The 13,719-nt window shown below is 71.8% G+C and carries 13 protein-coding genes and 1 riboswitch; of the genes, 3 read left to right on the top strand and 10 right to left on the bottom strand.

Going from position 1 to position 13,719, the window contains the following annotated elements:
• Nucleotides 1-18 precede the first annotated feature (18 nt).
• Nucleotides 19-107: riboswitch (glycine riboswitch) on the bottom strand.
• Between the two features lie 201 nt (nt 108-308).
• Nucleotides 309-1,145 (top strand): endonuclease domain-containing protein, encoded by an 837-nt coding sequence (locus tag ACZ6H8_RS00720; protein ID WP_464143431.1) that lies wholly within the window; start codon nt 309-311, stop codon nt 1,143-1,145.
• Between the two features lie 49 nt (nt 1,146-1,194).
• Here the strand turns inward: ACZ6H8_RS00720 and mnhG are convergent, their stop codons facing one another.
• Genes mnhG through ACZ6H8_RS00690 form a run of 6 tightly spaced genes read right to left on the bottom strand, consistent with a single transcriptional unit; the run spans nt 1,195 to nt 7,285 of the window.
• Nucleotides 1,195-1,539, bottom strand: coding sequence for a monovalent cation/H(+) antiporter subunit G (gene mnhG / locus ACZ6H8_RS00715; RefSeq protein ID WP_464143430.1), 345 nt, complete (start codon nt 1,537-1,539; stop codon nt 1,195-1,197).
• Nucleotides 1,536-1,823, bottom strand: a complete 288-nt coding sequence (locus ACZ6H8_RS00710) for an MrpF/PhaF family protein (protein WP_464143429.1) — start codon at nt 1,821-1,823, stop codon at nt 1,536-1,538. Before ACZ6H8_RS00710 ends, mnhG begins: the two co-directional genes overlap by 4 nt.
• Nucleotides 1,820-2,365, bottom strand: coding sequence for a Na+/H+ antiporter subunit E (locus ACZ6H8_RS00705; protein ID WP_464143495.1), 546 nt, complete (start codon nt 2,363-2,365; stop codon nt 1,820-1,822). The genes ACZ6H8_RS00710 and ACZ6H8_RS00705 overlap by 4 nt, the downstream gene beginning before the upstream one ends.
• Nucleotides 2,365-3,861 carry a Na+/H+ antiporter subunit D gene (locus ACZ6H8_RS00700; RefSeq protein WP_464143427.1) on the bottom strand — a complete coding sequence of 499 codons (1,497 nt, stop codon included), beginning with the start codon at nt 3,859-3,861 and terminating at the stop codon, nt 2,365-2,367. Before ACZ6H8_RS00700 ends, ACZ6H8_RS00705 begins: the two co-directional genes overlap by 1 nt.
• Nucleotides 3,861-4,412, bottom strand: a complete 552-nt coding sequence (locus tag ACZ6H8_RS00695) for a Na(+)/H(+) antiporter subunit C (protein ID WP_464143426.1) — start codon at nt 4,410-4,412, stop codon at nt 3,861-3,863. Before ACZ6H8_RS00695 ends, ACZ6H8_RS00700 begins: the two co-directional genes overlap by 1 nt.
• Entirely contained in the window at nt 4,409-7,285 is a 2,877-nt protein-coding gene (locus ACZ6H8_RS00690; RefSeq protein ID WP_464143424.1) for a Na+/H+ antiporter subunit A, read from the bottom strand. Before ACZ6H8_RS00690 ends, ACZ6H8_RS00695 begins: the two co-directional genes overlap by 4 nt.
• Nucleotides 7,286-7,429: 144 nt before the next feature.
• On the opposite strand from ACZ6H8_RS00690, the gene ACZ6H8_RS00685 reads away from it, so the two are divergent.
• Nucleotides 7,430-8,008, top strand: a complete 579-nt coding sequence (locus ACZ6H8_RS00685) for a hypothetical protein (protein ID WP_464143422.1) — start codon at nt 7,430-7,432, stop codon at nt 8,006-8,008.
• Here ACZ6H8_RS00685 and ACZ6H8_RS00680 read toward each other — a convergent pair whose 3' ends face one another.
• Both ACZ6H8_RS00680 and ACZ6H8_RS00675 read right to left on the bottom strand, forming a co-directional pair.
• Nucleotides 8,009-8,488, bottom strand: a complete 480-nt coding sequence (locus ACZ6H8_RS00680; protein ID WP_464143421.1) for a glutathione peroxidase — start codon at nt 8,486-8,488, stop codon at nt 8,009-8,011.
• 49 nt (nt 8,489-8,537) lie between these two features.
• Nucleotides 8,538-10,109 carry an APC family permease gene (locus ACZ6H8_RS00675; protein WP_464143419.1) on the bottom strand — a complete coding sequence of 524 codons (1,572 nt, stop codon included), beginning with the start codon at nt 10,107-10,109 and terminating at the stop codon, nt 8,538-8,540.
• Nucleotides 10,110-10,190: 81 nt separating this feature from the next.
• Here ACZ6H8_RS00675 and ACZ6H8_RS00670 point away from each other — a divergent pair, with 81 nt between their 5' ends.
• Nucleotides 10,191-11,294, top strand: a complete 1,104-nt coding sequence (locus ACZ6H8_RS00670) for an LOG family protein (RefSeq protein WP_464143417.1) — start codon at nt 10,191-10,193, stop codon at nt 11,292-11,294.
• A gap of 38 nt (nt 11,295-11,332) precedes the next feature.
• On the opposite strand, the gene ACZ6H8_RS00665 is transcribed toward ACZ6H8_RS00670, so the two are convergent.
• Complete coding sequence (locus tag ACZ6H8_RS00665; protein ID WP_464143415.1) at nt 11,333-12,052, bottom strand: hypothetical protein; 720 nt, start codon at nt 12,050-12,052, stop codon at nt 11,333-11,335.
• A gap of 71 nt (nt 12,053-12,123) precedes the next feature.
• On the bottom strand, nt 12,124-13,623 hold the full coding sequence (locus ACZ6H8_RS00660) for an MDR family MFS transporter (RefSeq protein ID WP_464143414.1): 1,500 nt from the start codon (nt 13,621-13,623) through the stop codon (nt 12,124-12,126).
• Nucleotides 13,624-13,719 lie beyond the last annotated feature (96 nt).

The following is a 13,719-nucleotide window of genomic DNA, read 5'->3' as shown; positions in this document are numbered from 1 at the left end:
ACGGATGCTCCTGAGCGGCCTGCGCATGCGGTCTTCGGACCTGAGAGGTTGGCGGGGAGTGCTTGCTCCTTCGGTGTCGCGCGAGGCGACTCTTCCGCATGGGCTGCGACGGCCGTGTTCTGCAGTTGTGCCTCGATCGTAGCCGACGCGCAGCGCCGTGGGCGCGCTCGTCGCGCCGAGATCACGCGAGTTCGGAGCATCGGGTGGCATGTGCGCCCGACGTCCCGCACAGGCGTGGATCCGGCGGACGATCCACAGCGCCACCGCACCCGACCGGTCGCGGCTCGGGCTCGCAGCATGCTCGTCGGGTGATCGATCCCCCGCTCCTGAGGCTCGGCGTCCTCACGGCTGCGCAGCTCGATGCGCTCGGCGTCTCGAGGCCCGACCGCGACTCCGCGCTCGCCGATGGGCGGCTTCGCCGTGTTCGACGAGGCTGGTACCCGCGAGCGGACGCGGACGCGCGCGTCGCCGCCGCGGTCGGGTCGCACGGCTGCGTCGCGTGCGCGGACGCGCTTCGCCTTCGCGGTGCCTGGGTGCCCGAGTCGCTCGGCCGCGGCCACGTCCGTCGGCCGGCGCACCTGCGTCGGCTGTCGGTGCGGGGTTGCTCGCCCTTCGGGGTCGCACCTCCCGTCCACGCTGCCGTCGACGACGTCGAGACCGCGTTCCGATGCCTGCTCCGCTGCGGCAACGCGGAGGATGCCATCGTCGTCGCAGACTCCCTGCTGCATCTCCGGCTCGCGAGCCGCGACGAGCTCGAGCGATGGTGCCTCGGCGCCCCCGCCAGGATGCGCACCATCACCCGACGCGTCGACGTCGCCGAATCGGGGCTCGAGAGCATCGCGCGGGTGCGGCTGCGCTCACGCAGGGTGCACGTGCGCGCGCAGGTGTGGATCGACGGCCGACGCGTGGATCTGCTCATCGGCGACCGGCTCGTCATCGAATGCGACGGCGCCGAGCACCACGCGCGCTGGGATGCCCAGTCAGCCGACCGCGCTCGCGACCGCGCCCTGACGGCGGCCGGCTACCTCGTGATCTGCCTGACCTACCGGCAGATCCTCGACGACTGGCCGGGCGTCGAGCAGGACGTCCTCGCCCTCGTCCGTCGAGGCGCGCACCGCTGGCCGCGCCGCCGCATCCACGGCTGAGGGGACCATCACGCGCACATGACGCCCGACGTCCCGCACAGGCGTGGACTCAGCGGGCGTCGTCGGTCGTCTCGTCCTCGACGAGCAGCTCCTGCTTGTACTGCCCTGCGCGGTAGGCGCTGCGCGCGATCATCTGGCTCGCGACCGGCGCCGTGAGCAGCTGCAGCAGCGCGACCAGCAGCAGCATGCCCGTCGCCGCCGGCTGCTGCAGCTCGAGCGCGAGGCCGACCGCGAGCATCGCGATGCCGAGGGTCTGCGGCTTCGACGCGGTGTGCATGCGGCCGAGGGCGTCCGGCAGTCGCAGCACGCCGAACGCCGCGATGGCCGTGAACAGCGCGCCGAGCAGGATGAGCACCGCGCCCGCGATGGTCATGGCGTCGGAGATCCAAGTCATGCCTCCTCCTCCTCGCTGCGGACGGTGCTCGTGCGGCCCGCGACGAAGCGTGCCATCGCGACGGTGCCCGCGAACGCGACGAGGGAGAGCGCGAGCATGACCGGCACGGTGTACGAGTGCTGCGACACGGCCGCCTCGATCGCGAGCGCGCCGACGACGACCGCGATGAGCACGTCGGTGGCGATGACGCGGTCGATGGGCGAGGGCCCGCGCACGAGCCGGACGATGGCCATGGCCGCGGCTCCCGCCAGCAGCACGCCGGCGACGATCAAGACCCAGGTCATGCTGCGACCTCCTGCTGGTAGCGGTCGCGCTCCTCGCGCGAGGCGAAGGCCCGCACGAGCAGGCGCTCCGCGTCACGCACCTCGCGCCTGGCCTTGTCGATCGACGCCTCGCTCGACGCGTCGAACACGTGCAGCACGAGCTCCCCGCGCTCGAGCTCGACGACGATGGAGCCTGGGATCAGCGACACCACCTCGACCGTCATCGCCTGCACGAAGGCGCTGTCGGTGTGCAGCCGCACGCGGATGAAGGCGTGCTGCACCGGCCGTCGCACGGCGAGCACCCCGACCGACAGCTCGACGCTCGCTCGCACGAGGCCCACGCCGATCCACGCGAGCAGACGCGCGAGCGCGATGGGGCGGAACCGCTCCATCTCGGGCACGTCGGGCAGCGGGAAGGCGAGCTGCACGACGATCGCGACCACGAGGCCCAGCGCGAGCGTCGCGATCGCGAAGTCGCCCCAGAGCACGGCCCACACGATGGTGAGGCCGATGGTCGCCGTCCACGACAGCCTGGCCTTGACGCGGGAGTGCATGCTGCGCATCACGGCACCGCCTCCTCGACGGCCTCGACGTACGCGCCGTCGCGCAGGTCGTGCGCGGCATCGGTCGAGAAGCTCGACAGCGGACCTGCCACGACGGTGATCGCGCACGTCACCGCGACGAGCGCACCCGCCGTGACGAGCCAGCTCGCGGGCAGGCGACGGTGCTTCGCGTCCTCCTCGCGTGCCGGCTCCCAGAAGGCGCGGTGCCAGACGCGGATGATCGCGAGCAGCGTCAGCAGGCTCACGGCGATGCCGCCGAAGACGAGCGCGTACGCGAGCGGGGTGCCGACGTCGATGCCGGCCTGGATGAGCGCGACCTTGCCGAGGAAGCCGGAGAACGGCGGAAGGCCCGCGAGGTTGATCGCCGGGACGAAGAACAGCACCGCGAGCACGGGGATGGAGGCGAGACCGCCGATCTTCGACATCGACGTCGACCCGCCTGCGCGCTCGATGAGCCCGACGACGAGGAACAGCGCCGTCTGGATGAGGATGTGGTGCGCGACGTAGAAGATCGCACCCGCCATGCCCGCCTCGGTCGCGAGCCCGATGCCGAGCACCATGTAGCCGATGTGGCTCACGAGCGTGAACGACAGCAGTCGCTTGATCTCGTTCTGCGCGAGCGCGCCGAGGATGCCGACGACCATGGTCGCGAGCGCCGCCCACAGCAGCAGGTCGGTGAGCGGGCTGTCGGGGAAGAACAGCGTCTGCAGGCGGATGATCGCGTACACGCCGACCTTCGTGAGCAGGCCTGCGAACACCGCCGTCACGGATGCGGGTGCCGTCGGGTACGAGTCGGGCAGCCACGACGACAGCGGGAAGATCGCGGCCTTCACGGCGAAGACCGTCAACAGCAGCAGCTGGATCGTCAGCTGCAACCCGTCGCCGAGGTCGCCGAGTCGCTCCGACATCTGGGCGAAGTTCACGGTGCCGACGGCCGCGTAGACGATCGCGATCGCGAGCAGGAACAGCGTCGACGACACGATGCTCACGACGATGTAGGTGCTGCCTGCGCGCACGCGCTCGCGGGGGGCGCCGAGGGTCAGCAGCACGTACGACGCGAACAGCAGGATCTCGAACCCGACGAAGAGGTTGAACAGGTCGCCTGCGAGGAACGCGTTCGCGACGCCCGCCGACAGCACGAGGTACGTCGGGTGGAAGATCGACACCGGCGCCTCGGTCGTGCCGGCGTCCTGGTCCTGCCGCGTCGCGAACACGAGCACCGTGATCGTCACGATGCTCGACACGAGCACCATGAGCGACGAGAGCCGGTCGGCGACGAGCACGATGCCGAGGCCCTCTGGCCACGCACCGACCCACAGCACCTGCGGGCCGCCGGTGGAGAACGCCACGAGGAACCCGGCGACGATGAGCACGACCGAGAGCGACGTGGCCGACACGATGCGCTGCACGCGCGGGCTGCGCGGGAAGCACAGCGCGACGCCCGCGCCGATGAGCGGCAGCAGCACGGGCAGCGGCACGAGGTTGGCTGCGTCCATCAGCCCCTCCCCTGCGGGTCGATCGCGGCGTCGTGGTCGTCGGTGCCGCGCGCTGGCAGGTCGGACGAGGTGGCTGCATCGGGGTCTGCCAGGGCGTCGACCTCCTCCGGGGTGAGGTTCGGCGCCTGCACGCCGCCGGACTCCGTGTCGTCGCCGAGGCCGGGGCGCTCGGCGAACGACGCGCTCGTGAGGTCGGCGTCGGCACGACGGCGCACGAGGGCGTCCTCGACGTCGTCGGCGACCTCGTCGTGGCCGTCGAGCTGGAACGAGCGATACGACAGCGCGAGCATGAAGGCGCTCGCCGCGAGCGAGATGACGATCGCGGTGAGCACGAACGCCTGCGGCAGCGGGTCGGCGATCGCATCCGCCCCCTCGCCGATGATCGGCGAGCGTCCCGCGGGGCCGCTCGCGACCATGAAGAGCAGGTTCACGCCGTTGCTGGCGAGGATGACGCCCGCCATGATGCGCAGGATGGAGCGCTCGAGGATGAGGTAGACGCCGCACGCGAGGAGCGCGCCGCCCGCCACGACGAGTGCGAGGCTGGGGATCATCGCGCATCCCCCGTCTCGACGCGGTCGGAGGAGGCGATCGGCACGGGCGCGAGGCCCTGACGGACCTGCACGTCGATGCCTGCGCCGAGGCTGCGGACGAAGTCGAGCATGGCGCCGATCACGATGAGGTAGACGCCGACGTCGAACACGACGGTCGTCACGAGGTAGGACTCGCCGAGGATCGGCAGGTCGAGGTCGATGCGGTACGACTCGCCGATGCGGCCGCCGATGAGCCACGGCCACAGCATGCTCGCGACCGCCGTGGCCATGCCGACGCCCAGCAGGCGTCCCGCGTCGAACGGCGCCGCGTTCGCGAGCTCGTCGCGGCCGGCCGCGAGGTAGCGCAGCGCGAACGCGAGCCCGCCGACGAGGCCGCCCGCGAATCCGCCGCCAGGCAGGTTGTGGCCGACGAGCAGCAGGTAGAGCGACACGACGATCATCACCGGGAAGATCAGGCGCGTCATCATCTCGAGCACGGGCGCTGCATCCTCGACGCGGATGCCGCGTGCGCCGCGCAGGAACGCGCCGGAGCGCTCGGTGCCCGTGGAGGGGCGGCCGCGGTCGCCGCGGAGCGTGCCGCGCGGGTCGGCAGAGCGGGTGCGGATGAAGATGAGGCTCGCGACGCCCGTGGCCGCGACGAGCAGCACGGCGATCTCGCCGAGGGTGTCCCAGGCGCGGATGTCGACGAGCGTGACGTTGACGATGTTCGAGCCGTACCCGAAGTCGTACGCCCGATCGTAGAACCGGTCGGAGATGGGCGTCGCGACGCGGGCACCGGCGGCTGCGACCGTCACGAGCGACGCGACGGCCCCGACGCCGACGGCGAGGGAGGCGCGCAGCCACCGCGCGGAGCGCACCGGGCGGTCGGTGAAGTACTTCGGCTGCCTGCGCAGCACGAGCACGAGCAGCACGAGCAGCACCGTCTCGCACAGCACCTGCGTGAGCGCGAGGTCCGGCGCGCCATGCAGCAGGAAGATCACGGCGACGCCGTAGCCGACGACCGACAGCAGCATGAACGTCTTGAGCCTGCCGCGGGTGTTGGCGGCGAAGATCGCGGCGACCGTGATGGCGATCGCGACCGCCAGCTGGCCGATGCCGTCGGCGACGCGCACCTCCTGCAGGAACGCGCCGCTGGCGAGCACGACGACGCCTGGCAGGGCGACGACCGTGAGCAGGATGGCCGACACGTGCAGCGGCAGCGAGCCGGTCTGCGTGCGGCCCGTGACCTCGACGGCGAGGCGGTCGATGCCACGGATCATGCCGCGGAAGCCACGCTCGAGCGGGTCGCGGTCGTGGACCTCGCCGAGCCTGCGCCCGATCGACCACCACACGACGATGCCGACGACGATCGCGGCGATCGTGAGGATGAGCGGCAGCGTCACGCCGTGCCACAGCGCGAGGTGCTCGATGTCGTCCGCGGCCATCGCGGGTGCGAAGGCGGGTTCGAGCACCGCGGTGATCGCGTCGCCCGCGAAGCCCAGCGCGAGGCTCGACGCGGCGAGCGCGACGGGGAAGGCGACGATGGCCCAGCCGATCGACGTCGGCGTCGTCGCCTCGTCGCGGCGCGCGCCGAAGAAGACCGTCACGACCAGTCGCATCGTGTACGCGACGGTGAGCGCGGCGCCGACGGCGAGCGCGATGAGCCCCACGTAGCCGACCCACGGGTCGAGGCCCGGCAGGTGCGTCGCCTGCTCGGCTGCCGCGAGCCCGGACTCCTTCGCGACGAACGCGAGCGCAGGCGGCACGCCTGCCATGGCAGCGGCCGCGACGATCGCGGCGGCGGCGAGCACCGGCTGCTCGCGGGCGACGCCGCCGAGCCTGCGCAGGTCGCGCGTGCCGTACGTGCGGTCGACGACGCCGACGACCATGAACAGCGCCGCCTTGAACATCGCGTGGGCCGACAGCATCGCGAGCCCCGCGAGCATCGCCTGCGCCGTGCCGATGCCGAGGATCGTGATGAGCAGGCCGAGCTGGCTGACGGTGCCGTGCGCGAGCAGCACCTTCGCATCGACCTGACGCAGCGCTCGCACGGCCCCCAGCAGCATCGTCACCGCACCGAGCACGATGAGCGACGGACGCCACCACGGCAGGTCGGCGAACGCCGGGGTAAGCACGACGACGAGGAAGACGCCCGCCTTCACCATCGCGGCGGCGTGGAGGAACGCCGACACGGGCGTCGGCGCCGCCATGGCGCCGGGCAGCCAGAACTGGAACGGCACGATGGCCGACTTCGCGAGCGCACCGACGACGGCGAGCGCGACGCCGACGGAGGCGACGGCGGAGTGCGGGGCGTCGGCGAGGACCGCGGCGAGCGAGAGCGACCCGGCCTCGTGCCCCACCATGAGCACGCCCACGAGGAGCGAGAGTCCGCCGATCGTCGTGACGACGAGCGCGGAGTGCGCGGCGATGCGGTTCTTGCGGACGTGGTGGTTGAGGCCCACGAGCAGGTAGCTGAAGACGGTCGTGAGCTCCCAGAACACCGCGAGCAGCACGAGGTCGTCGGAGAGGACGAGGCCGAGCATGCTGCCTGCGAAGCCCGTGAGGAGGCCGACGGTGCGGGGCGCGAGCGACGAGGAGCGGAAGTACCAGGCGCAGTAGGCGAAGATGAGCGCGCCCACGCCCGTGACGACCATCGCGAGCAGCCAGGCGGGCGCCGTGAGCCGCAGGTCGATGGCGATGTCGAGCGTCGGCATCCACTCGATGCGCTCCTGCAGCACCTCGCCTGCCGCGACCGCGGGGCCGTGCGCAGCGAACCATGCGGCGCCCGCGGCGCTGAGCGCTGCGGGCACGAGGAACACCCAGCGCCCCATGACGCGACTGAGCATGCTCGCGCCGACGGCCACGAGGGCGAATGCGGCGACGAGTGCAAGCACGGCGGCCTCTCTCCGCACCCTGTCGGTGCGGTGGGGTCGGAGTGTGCTCCCAGCATACCGTCAGCGGCATGCGATGCGATCGGCAACGGCGCGGTCCGCGCACGCCGTGGGCGAACGTCGCCCGGATGCGCGAGGATCGTCACCATGCGCAGCCGCCGAGCGTCCGTCCCCGCCGCACTCGCACTCGTGCTGTGCGCCGCGCTGTCCGGGTGCGTCGTGCTGCCGAGCGCGGCTCCGGTCGCGGCGCCCTCGACCATCGAGAGCCCCGGCGCCGAGCCCGGCGGCACGGCGGCGCCCTCCGACGACGACTCGGATGCCGAGCCCACCGCCGACGCGGTGCCCGGTGAGGCCTCGAACACCGTCGACGACGGGGTCGGCGACACCTGGACCTACGCGGTCGTCGACGTCGAGCGCGCGCCCGCGCTCGACTCGGGCACCGCCCCAGAGGGCTTCGAGGTGCTCGCGGTCGTGCTCGATGCCACCCATGACGAGGGCTACGCGAGATGGCGCGTGTGCTTCGACGTGCGCGTCGAGACCGCGGGCGGCGTCTTCTCGTCGATCGACGACGCATCGCTGGCCGTCGTGCCCACGGGCGACGCCTCCGACGAGGTGCTCGACTTCACCGGCGGTCGCATCGCCGTCGTCGTGCCGGAGGGCACGACGACGGGCACGATCGTCGTCGTCTCCGTGTACGGCGACGACGCCAGGTCGTTCCCGCTCTAGCTACGCCGCGAGCGCCCGCTCGACGTCGCCTGCGATGTCCTTCGGCTCGACGGTCGGCGCGTACCGGCGCACGACCGAGCCGTCGCGCCCGACGAGGAACTTCGTGAAGTTCCACTTGATCGCATCGCCCAGGATGCCGCCGCGCTCCTTGCGCAGCCACTGGAACAGCGGATGCGCCGCCTTGCCGTTCACGGCGACCTTCGTCGACAGCGGGAAGGTGACGCCGTAGTTCACCTGGCAGAACTCGGCGATCGACTCGTCGTCGCCCGTCTCCTGCTTGAACTGGTCGGACGGGAAGCCGAGCACGACGAGGCCGTCGTCGCCGAAGCGCTGGTACAGCTCCTCGAGGCCCTCGTACTGCGGGGTGAAGCCGCACGACGACGCCGTGTTCACGACGAGCACGACCTTGCCCCGGTATGCGGCGAGCGACTCCTCGACGCCGTCGTTCCTGGTCATGCTGAAGTCCGCGATCGTCGTCATGGTCTCAGCGTCCTCCCGCATCCTCTGCGTCTCCTATGCCGCGCGACCGTCATGTCGCGTCGGAGCGGGAGGCTGCGCCCGCGAGCTCGATGGGGCCGAGCGCAGCCGTCGCGATCTCCTGCGTCACCGTCTCGCCTCCCCTGCGCGAGAAGAACGCCCGACCCTGCCCCAGGTACCAGAGCACCATGAGCACGAGGCCGACGACGAACAGCCCGATCGCGATCGCCAGCGGCGCCCCGATGCCGAGGATCGGCGTGCCGGAGTACGACGCCTCCGGGTCGGCCTGCTCGATCGCGGCGGCGACGAGCAGCACGATGAGGGTCGCCGACCCGATCGCGGGCCCGAGGCCGACGAGCAGGAAGCCCTTGACGCTCCGCAGGAGCGCATGGCGCCAGTAGACGATGCAGGCGACTCCGGTGAGGGCGTAGTAGAACGCGACGACGATCGACAGCGCCGTGAGGGAGTCGAAGAGGAAGTTCTCGCTCACGATCGACGCCGCGACGTACCAGACGATCGCGACGCCGCCGATGACCCACGTGCCGAACGCGGGCGTCTCGAACCGCTCGTGCACCTTCGCGAACGCCTTCGGGAAGGCGCCGGACACCGCCATCGACAGGGAGGTGCGCGACGCGGGCAGGATCGTCGTCTGCGTCGATGCGAGGCCCGAGATGATGATCGACAGCACGAGGATCCAGCCGAACGGTCCCATGACCTGGCTCGCGACCGCGCCGAAGAGCCCCGCGTCGTCGTCGAACTCCTGCACGGTCGACAGGCCGGCGACGCCGATGATCGCGATGGCCGTCGTGATGTACGTGACGAGCAGCAGCACCGTCGAGACGACGCCTGCGAGGCCGGGTGCCGTCGCCGAGTCCTGCGACTCCTCCGTGAGGTTGACCGCCGACTCCCAGCCCCAGTAGATGAAGACGCCCAGCAGCATGCCCGCGATGAGGCCGCTCGGCGCGACGCCCACGGGGTTCAGCCAGTCGATCGAGAACGTCGGCGCGTCGGCCGCGACGTTCCCCGTCGCCATCGCCGCGATGCCGAGACCTGCGAACAGCAGCACGGCCCCGACCTGCGCGAGCACCATGACGCGCTGCACCGCAGCCGACAGCTCGGTGCCGATGACGCAGATGAGCGTCATGACGACGATGATGACGACCGCGAGCGCGATGACGATCCAGCGCGTGTCTCGCAGGTCGTGGAGCCCGACGATGTCGAGCAGGTAGTAGGCCGAGACATCTGCCTGCGCGCCGATGACGAGCACGCCGGTCGTGAAGATGGCCCAGCCGCCCATCCACCCGACCCACGGCCCCATGGCCCTCGTGACCCACGAGAACGTGGTGCCGCAGTCCTGGTCGGCGCGGTTCATGTAGTAGAACGCGCCGGCGATGAGGAACATCGGGATGAACGACACCAGCAGCACCGCTGGCGCCTTGACGCCCACGATGACGACGATCGAGCCGAGCACCGCCGCGAGCGAGTACGCGGGCGCCGTGGAGTCGAGGCCGATCGCGAGACCGTCCCAGAAGCCGATCGCGCCGGGCTTGAGGCCCTTGCCGACGCGCTCGGCGCCGTCTGCGCGTGCCGGTGCCGTGCCCGTGGGCTCGTCGGATGCCTGCATGGCGCCTCCTTCGCTCGTGAGGGTGATTCTGCACCCTCGCGCGCGAGCGACGTCCCCCGTGGCGCGGCTAGGCTCCCGATCATGCGCGCCGAGCACGGCAGGATCGTCGACGTCGACTCCCTCGACCAGCTGGATCGCCTGCTCGTGCGCGGCGCGAGGACCATGGCGGGATGGCGGCTGCAGGACCTCGACCTGCGCGGCCGCGACGAGCAGCTGCGGCGGCTGGACCCGCACGGCGCGGTGCTGCTGGGCTGCGACCTCACCACCGAGCAGGAGGCTCGGCTGGTGGCGGGCGGCGCGCTCGTGTTCCGCGACGTGCCCGAGACGCCGTTCAACGCGTACCGCTCGAGCCTGTACTCCCCGGACGAGCTGCTCGACGTGCCCGCCGACCACCATGAGCAGAGCCTCGACGCGCGCGTCTACGCATGGTCGCGGCAGCGCTCGCGCGACGTGGCGCACACGCTCGCGAGCGCGATGCACGACCACGCGATCGACGACGCGCTCACGACGTGGGCGCGCGGACGTCGCATCGTGGGCGTCATGGGCGGCCACCGCGTGCAGCGCGACGACCCCGCCTACGTCGACGCCGCGCGGCTCGGACGCGCGCTGACCATGGCGGGATGCACCGTCGCCACGGGCGGCGGACCCGGTGCCATGGAGGCCGCGAACCTCGGTGCGCGTGGCGCGCGCTCCGACGACGCGGCGCTCGGCGAGGCGCTGCGCATCGTCGCGACCGTGCCCACCTACGTCGATGCCATGGCGGCGTGGCTGCGCACGGGGCTCGAGGCACGCGCCCTGCTGACGCCCGCATCCGACACGCTCGGCGTACCGACGTGGCACTACGGGCACGAGCCGCCGAACCTCTTCCAGACCGTCGCGGCGAAGTACTTCCAGAACTCGGTGCGCGAGGATCTGCTGCTGCGCGTCGCGACCGCCGGGCTCGTCGTGCTGCCCGGCGAGGGCGGCACGGTGCAGGAGATCTTCCAGGACGCGTGCGAGGTGTCGTACGCCGACGAGTCGGGGTGGACCCCCATCGTGCTCGTCGGCAGGGCGTACTGGACGCAGCGCTACCCCGCGTGGCAGCTGCTCGAGGCGGTCATGCGCGGCCGCCCCGGCGCGCAGGGCATCCGACTGGTCGACTCCGTCGACGAGGCCGTCCAGGTGCTCGCGACCCTGGGTCGCTGAACGACCGTCCGCGCGCCTCGTGCGAGCGCGCCGCCGGATCAGGCGGTGGTCGAGCCTCGTTCGATCGCGCCCGCGATGCGCTGCTCGATGTCGGCAGCCGCCGCATCCGGCAGCACGATGAGGCCGTCGAGCTCCGCCCGGGCCCTGCGATACGCGCTCTGCCGCTCGGCAGCGGTCGCAGCGTCGTCGATCGCGATGCCCACGAGCATCCTCGCCGTCTGCAGCCGCTTGCGCTCCACGTCGGTGAAGTCGTGCTGCGCGCGCCTGCGCGCCTCGGCGAGGGCGACCTCGAACGCGTCCTCGAACGCGTCGACCGCATCGCGGTACTCGGCGACGCGCGCGGCATCGGGCGCCTCGTGCTCCTCGGGCCGCAGCGCGTCGGCGCGTCGCTTCGCGCGGTGGAAGTCGCGCGTGAGGGGCTCGCGCATGTCGGTCATGAGCGGGTAGTCGATGATCTTCGCGGCGTCGAGCTCGTGGTCGAGCCACCGCCGCGAGACGGCGTCGTGCGCCGCGACGACGCGTGCGAGATCGGGCACGGCCGACCCATGCGGAGCCTGCTGCCACGGCGCTGCCGGCATCGGCGAGACGGGAGCGCCCGCGACGCCGTGCTGCAGCCGCAGCCGCTCGAGCTCGAGCTCGTGCCGGTCGCGCCTGCGCCGCTCGAGCATCTTCCCGGCGCTCGCGACGGCGCCGCCGATCGCGGGGCCGACGAAGAAGATGAGCCACCAGCGGTCGGCGAGGAACTGCAGCACGTCCACGCCGCCGACCCTAGCCCCCGCATCCTCCACGGATGCAGTGGCGGCGCCGCTGCCGGCGTCGAGCCGAGGCGTCAGGCCGCAGGCGCCTCGACCGGACGGTCGCGATCGACGACGACGTCGTCGGGCCTGCGCACCATCGTCGCGAGCACGATGCCCACGATCCACAGCGCCGCGGCACCGAGGAACGCGAGCCGAGCGCCGTCGACGAACGACGCCTCGAACGTCGCCCCCGACTCCTGCAGCGACGCCGATCGGGTGGCGAGCACCGTGACGAACAGCGCCGTGCCCGCAGCCCCCGCCACCTGCTGCACCGTCGAGACCATCGCCGACCCGTAGGAGTACAGCCTGCGCGGCACCGAGCCGAGCGCGACCGTGAACAGCACGGGGAACGTCGCTGCGAACCCCAGGCTCATCGTCACGTGCAGCACGAGCACGAGCCAGAAGGGGGTGTCGACCGACAGCAGCACCGCGAAGCCCACGAGCGCGGCGAGCACGACCAGCGAGCCCGGCACGAGCAGCACGCGCGGACCGTGGCGGTCGTACAGACGACCGACGACGGGCCCGAGCAGACCCATGAGGAGCGCGCCCGGCAGCGTCACGAGACCCACGAGCAGCGGGTCGAGCCCGAGGGCGCGCTGCAGCACGAGCGGCAGCGCGATGATGGCGCCGAACATCGCGATCATCGCGATCGCCATGACGGCGAGCGCCCGCGTGAACAGCGGATAGCGGAAGGTGCGCAGGTCGAGCAGCGCCTCGTCGGTGCGCTGCAGCACCCGCTGCCGCAGCACGAAGCCGGCGAGCGAGCCGACGCCCACGATCGCGGCGAGCGGCAGCTCCCACGACGGCGCCTCCGCATCGCCGATGAGCGCGAGCGCGTAGACGCTGCCGCCGAATCCGAGCGCGGCGAGCGGCACCGACGGCCAGTCGAGACGGGCTGGGCGCACCTCCCCCACGTCGCGCAGGCGCCGGAGGCCCACGACGGCGAAGCCGATCGCGATCGGCAGCACGACGATGAAGATGAAGCGCCAGTGGAAGGCCTGCAGGATGACGCCCGAGAGCGTCGGGCCGAGCGCGGGGGCGCACGAGATGACGAGCGACACGTTGCCCATCACCATGCCGCGAAGGCTCGGCGGCACGAGGTCCATGATCGTCGTCATCATGAGCGGGAAGACGATCGCCGTGCCCGCTGCCTGCACGATGCGGCCGCCCAGCAGCATCCAGAAGCCGACCGACGACGCGGCGATGAGCGTGCCAAGCACGAACAGCGCCATCGCGAGCGCGTACGTCTGCCGCGTCGTGAGGCGCTGCTGCAGCCAGCCGGTGATCGGGATGACGACGGCCATCGTCAGCAGGAAGCCCGTCGTGAGCCACTGCGCCATGCGCTCGGTGATGCCGAGGTCGTCGATGATCGCGTCGAGGGCGACGTTCATCGCCGTCTCGTTGAGGATGACGACGAACGCCGACAGCAGCAGCACCGTGATGGTGACCTTGTCGGCGGGCGCGAGCCGCGGCGAGATGGGCTGCGAGCCGGTGGCGGGGCGCGGGATGCGCTGCGCGTCGGTGGATGCCATGGGGAGCTCCGAGCGGTGGGGCGACGGGCGATGCGTCGAGGGCGTCGAGCCGCACGCGGATGCGCGTCGCGACGAACGGAGGCAACGCGGCCGCGT

The organism is Agrococcus sp. AC640b (assembly GCF_979255995.1).
The sequence above is the reverse complement of the archived record's forward strand: the minus strand, read 5'-3'. Positions and strand labels throughout refer to the sequence as shown.

Coding starts and splice junctions, on each gene's coding strand:
- ACZ6H8_RS00695 (WP_464143426.1), bottom strand. CDS start 4,412: ATGATCCCCAGCCTCGCACTCGTCGTGGCGGGCGGCGCGCTCCTCGCG.
- ACZ6H8_RS00670 (WP_464143417.1), top strand. CDS start 10,191: ATGCGCGCCGAGCACGGCAGGATCGTCGACGTCGACTCCCTCGACCAG.
- mnhG (WP_464143430.1), bottom strand. CDS start 1,539: ATGACTTGGATCTCCGACGCCATGACCATCGCGGGCGCGGTGCTCATC.
- ACZ6H8_RS00660 (WP_464143414.1), bottom strand. CDS start 13,623: ATGGCATCCACCGACGCGCAGCGCATCCCGCGCCCCGCCACCGGCTCG.
- ACZ6H8_RS00680 (WP_464143421.1), bottom strand. CDS start 8,488: ATGACGACGATCGCGGACTTCAGCATGACCAGGAACGACGGCGTCGAG.
- ACZ6H8_RS00705 (WP_464143495.1), bottom strand. CDS start 2,365: ATGCGCAGCATGCACTCCCGCGTCAAGGCCAGGCTGTCGTGGACGGCG.
- ACZ6H8_RS00700 (WP_464143427.1), bottom strand. CDS start 3,861: ATGGACGCAGCCAACCTCGTGCCGCTGCCCGTGCTGCTGCCGCTCATC.
- ACZ6H8_RS00710 (WP_464143429.1), bottom strand. CDS start 1,823: ATGACCTGGGTCTTGATCGTCGCCGGCGTGCTGCTGGCGGGAGCCGCG.
- ACZ6H8_RS00675 (WP_464143419.1), bottom strand. CDS start 10,109: ATGCAGGCATCCGACGAGCCCACGGGCACGGCACCGGCACGCGCAGAC.
- ACZ6H8_RS00685 (WP_464143422.1), top strand. CDS start 7,430: ATGCGCAGCCGCCGAGCGTCCGTCCCCGCCGCACTCGCACTCGTGCTG.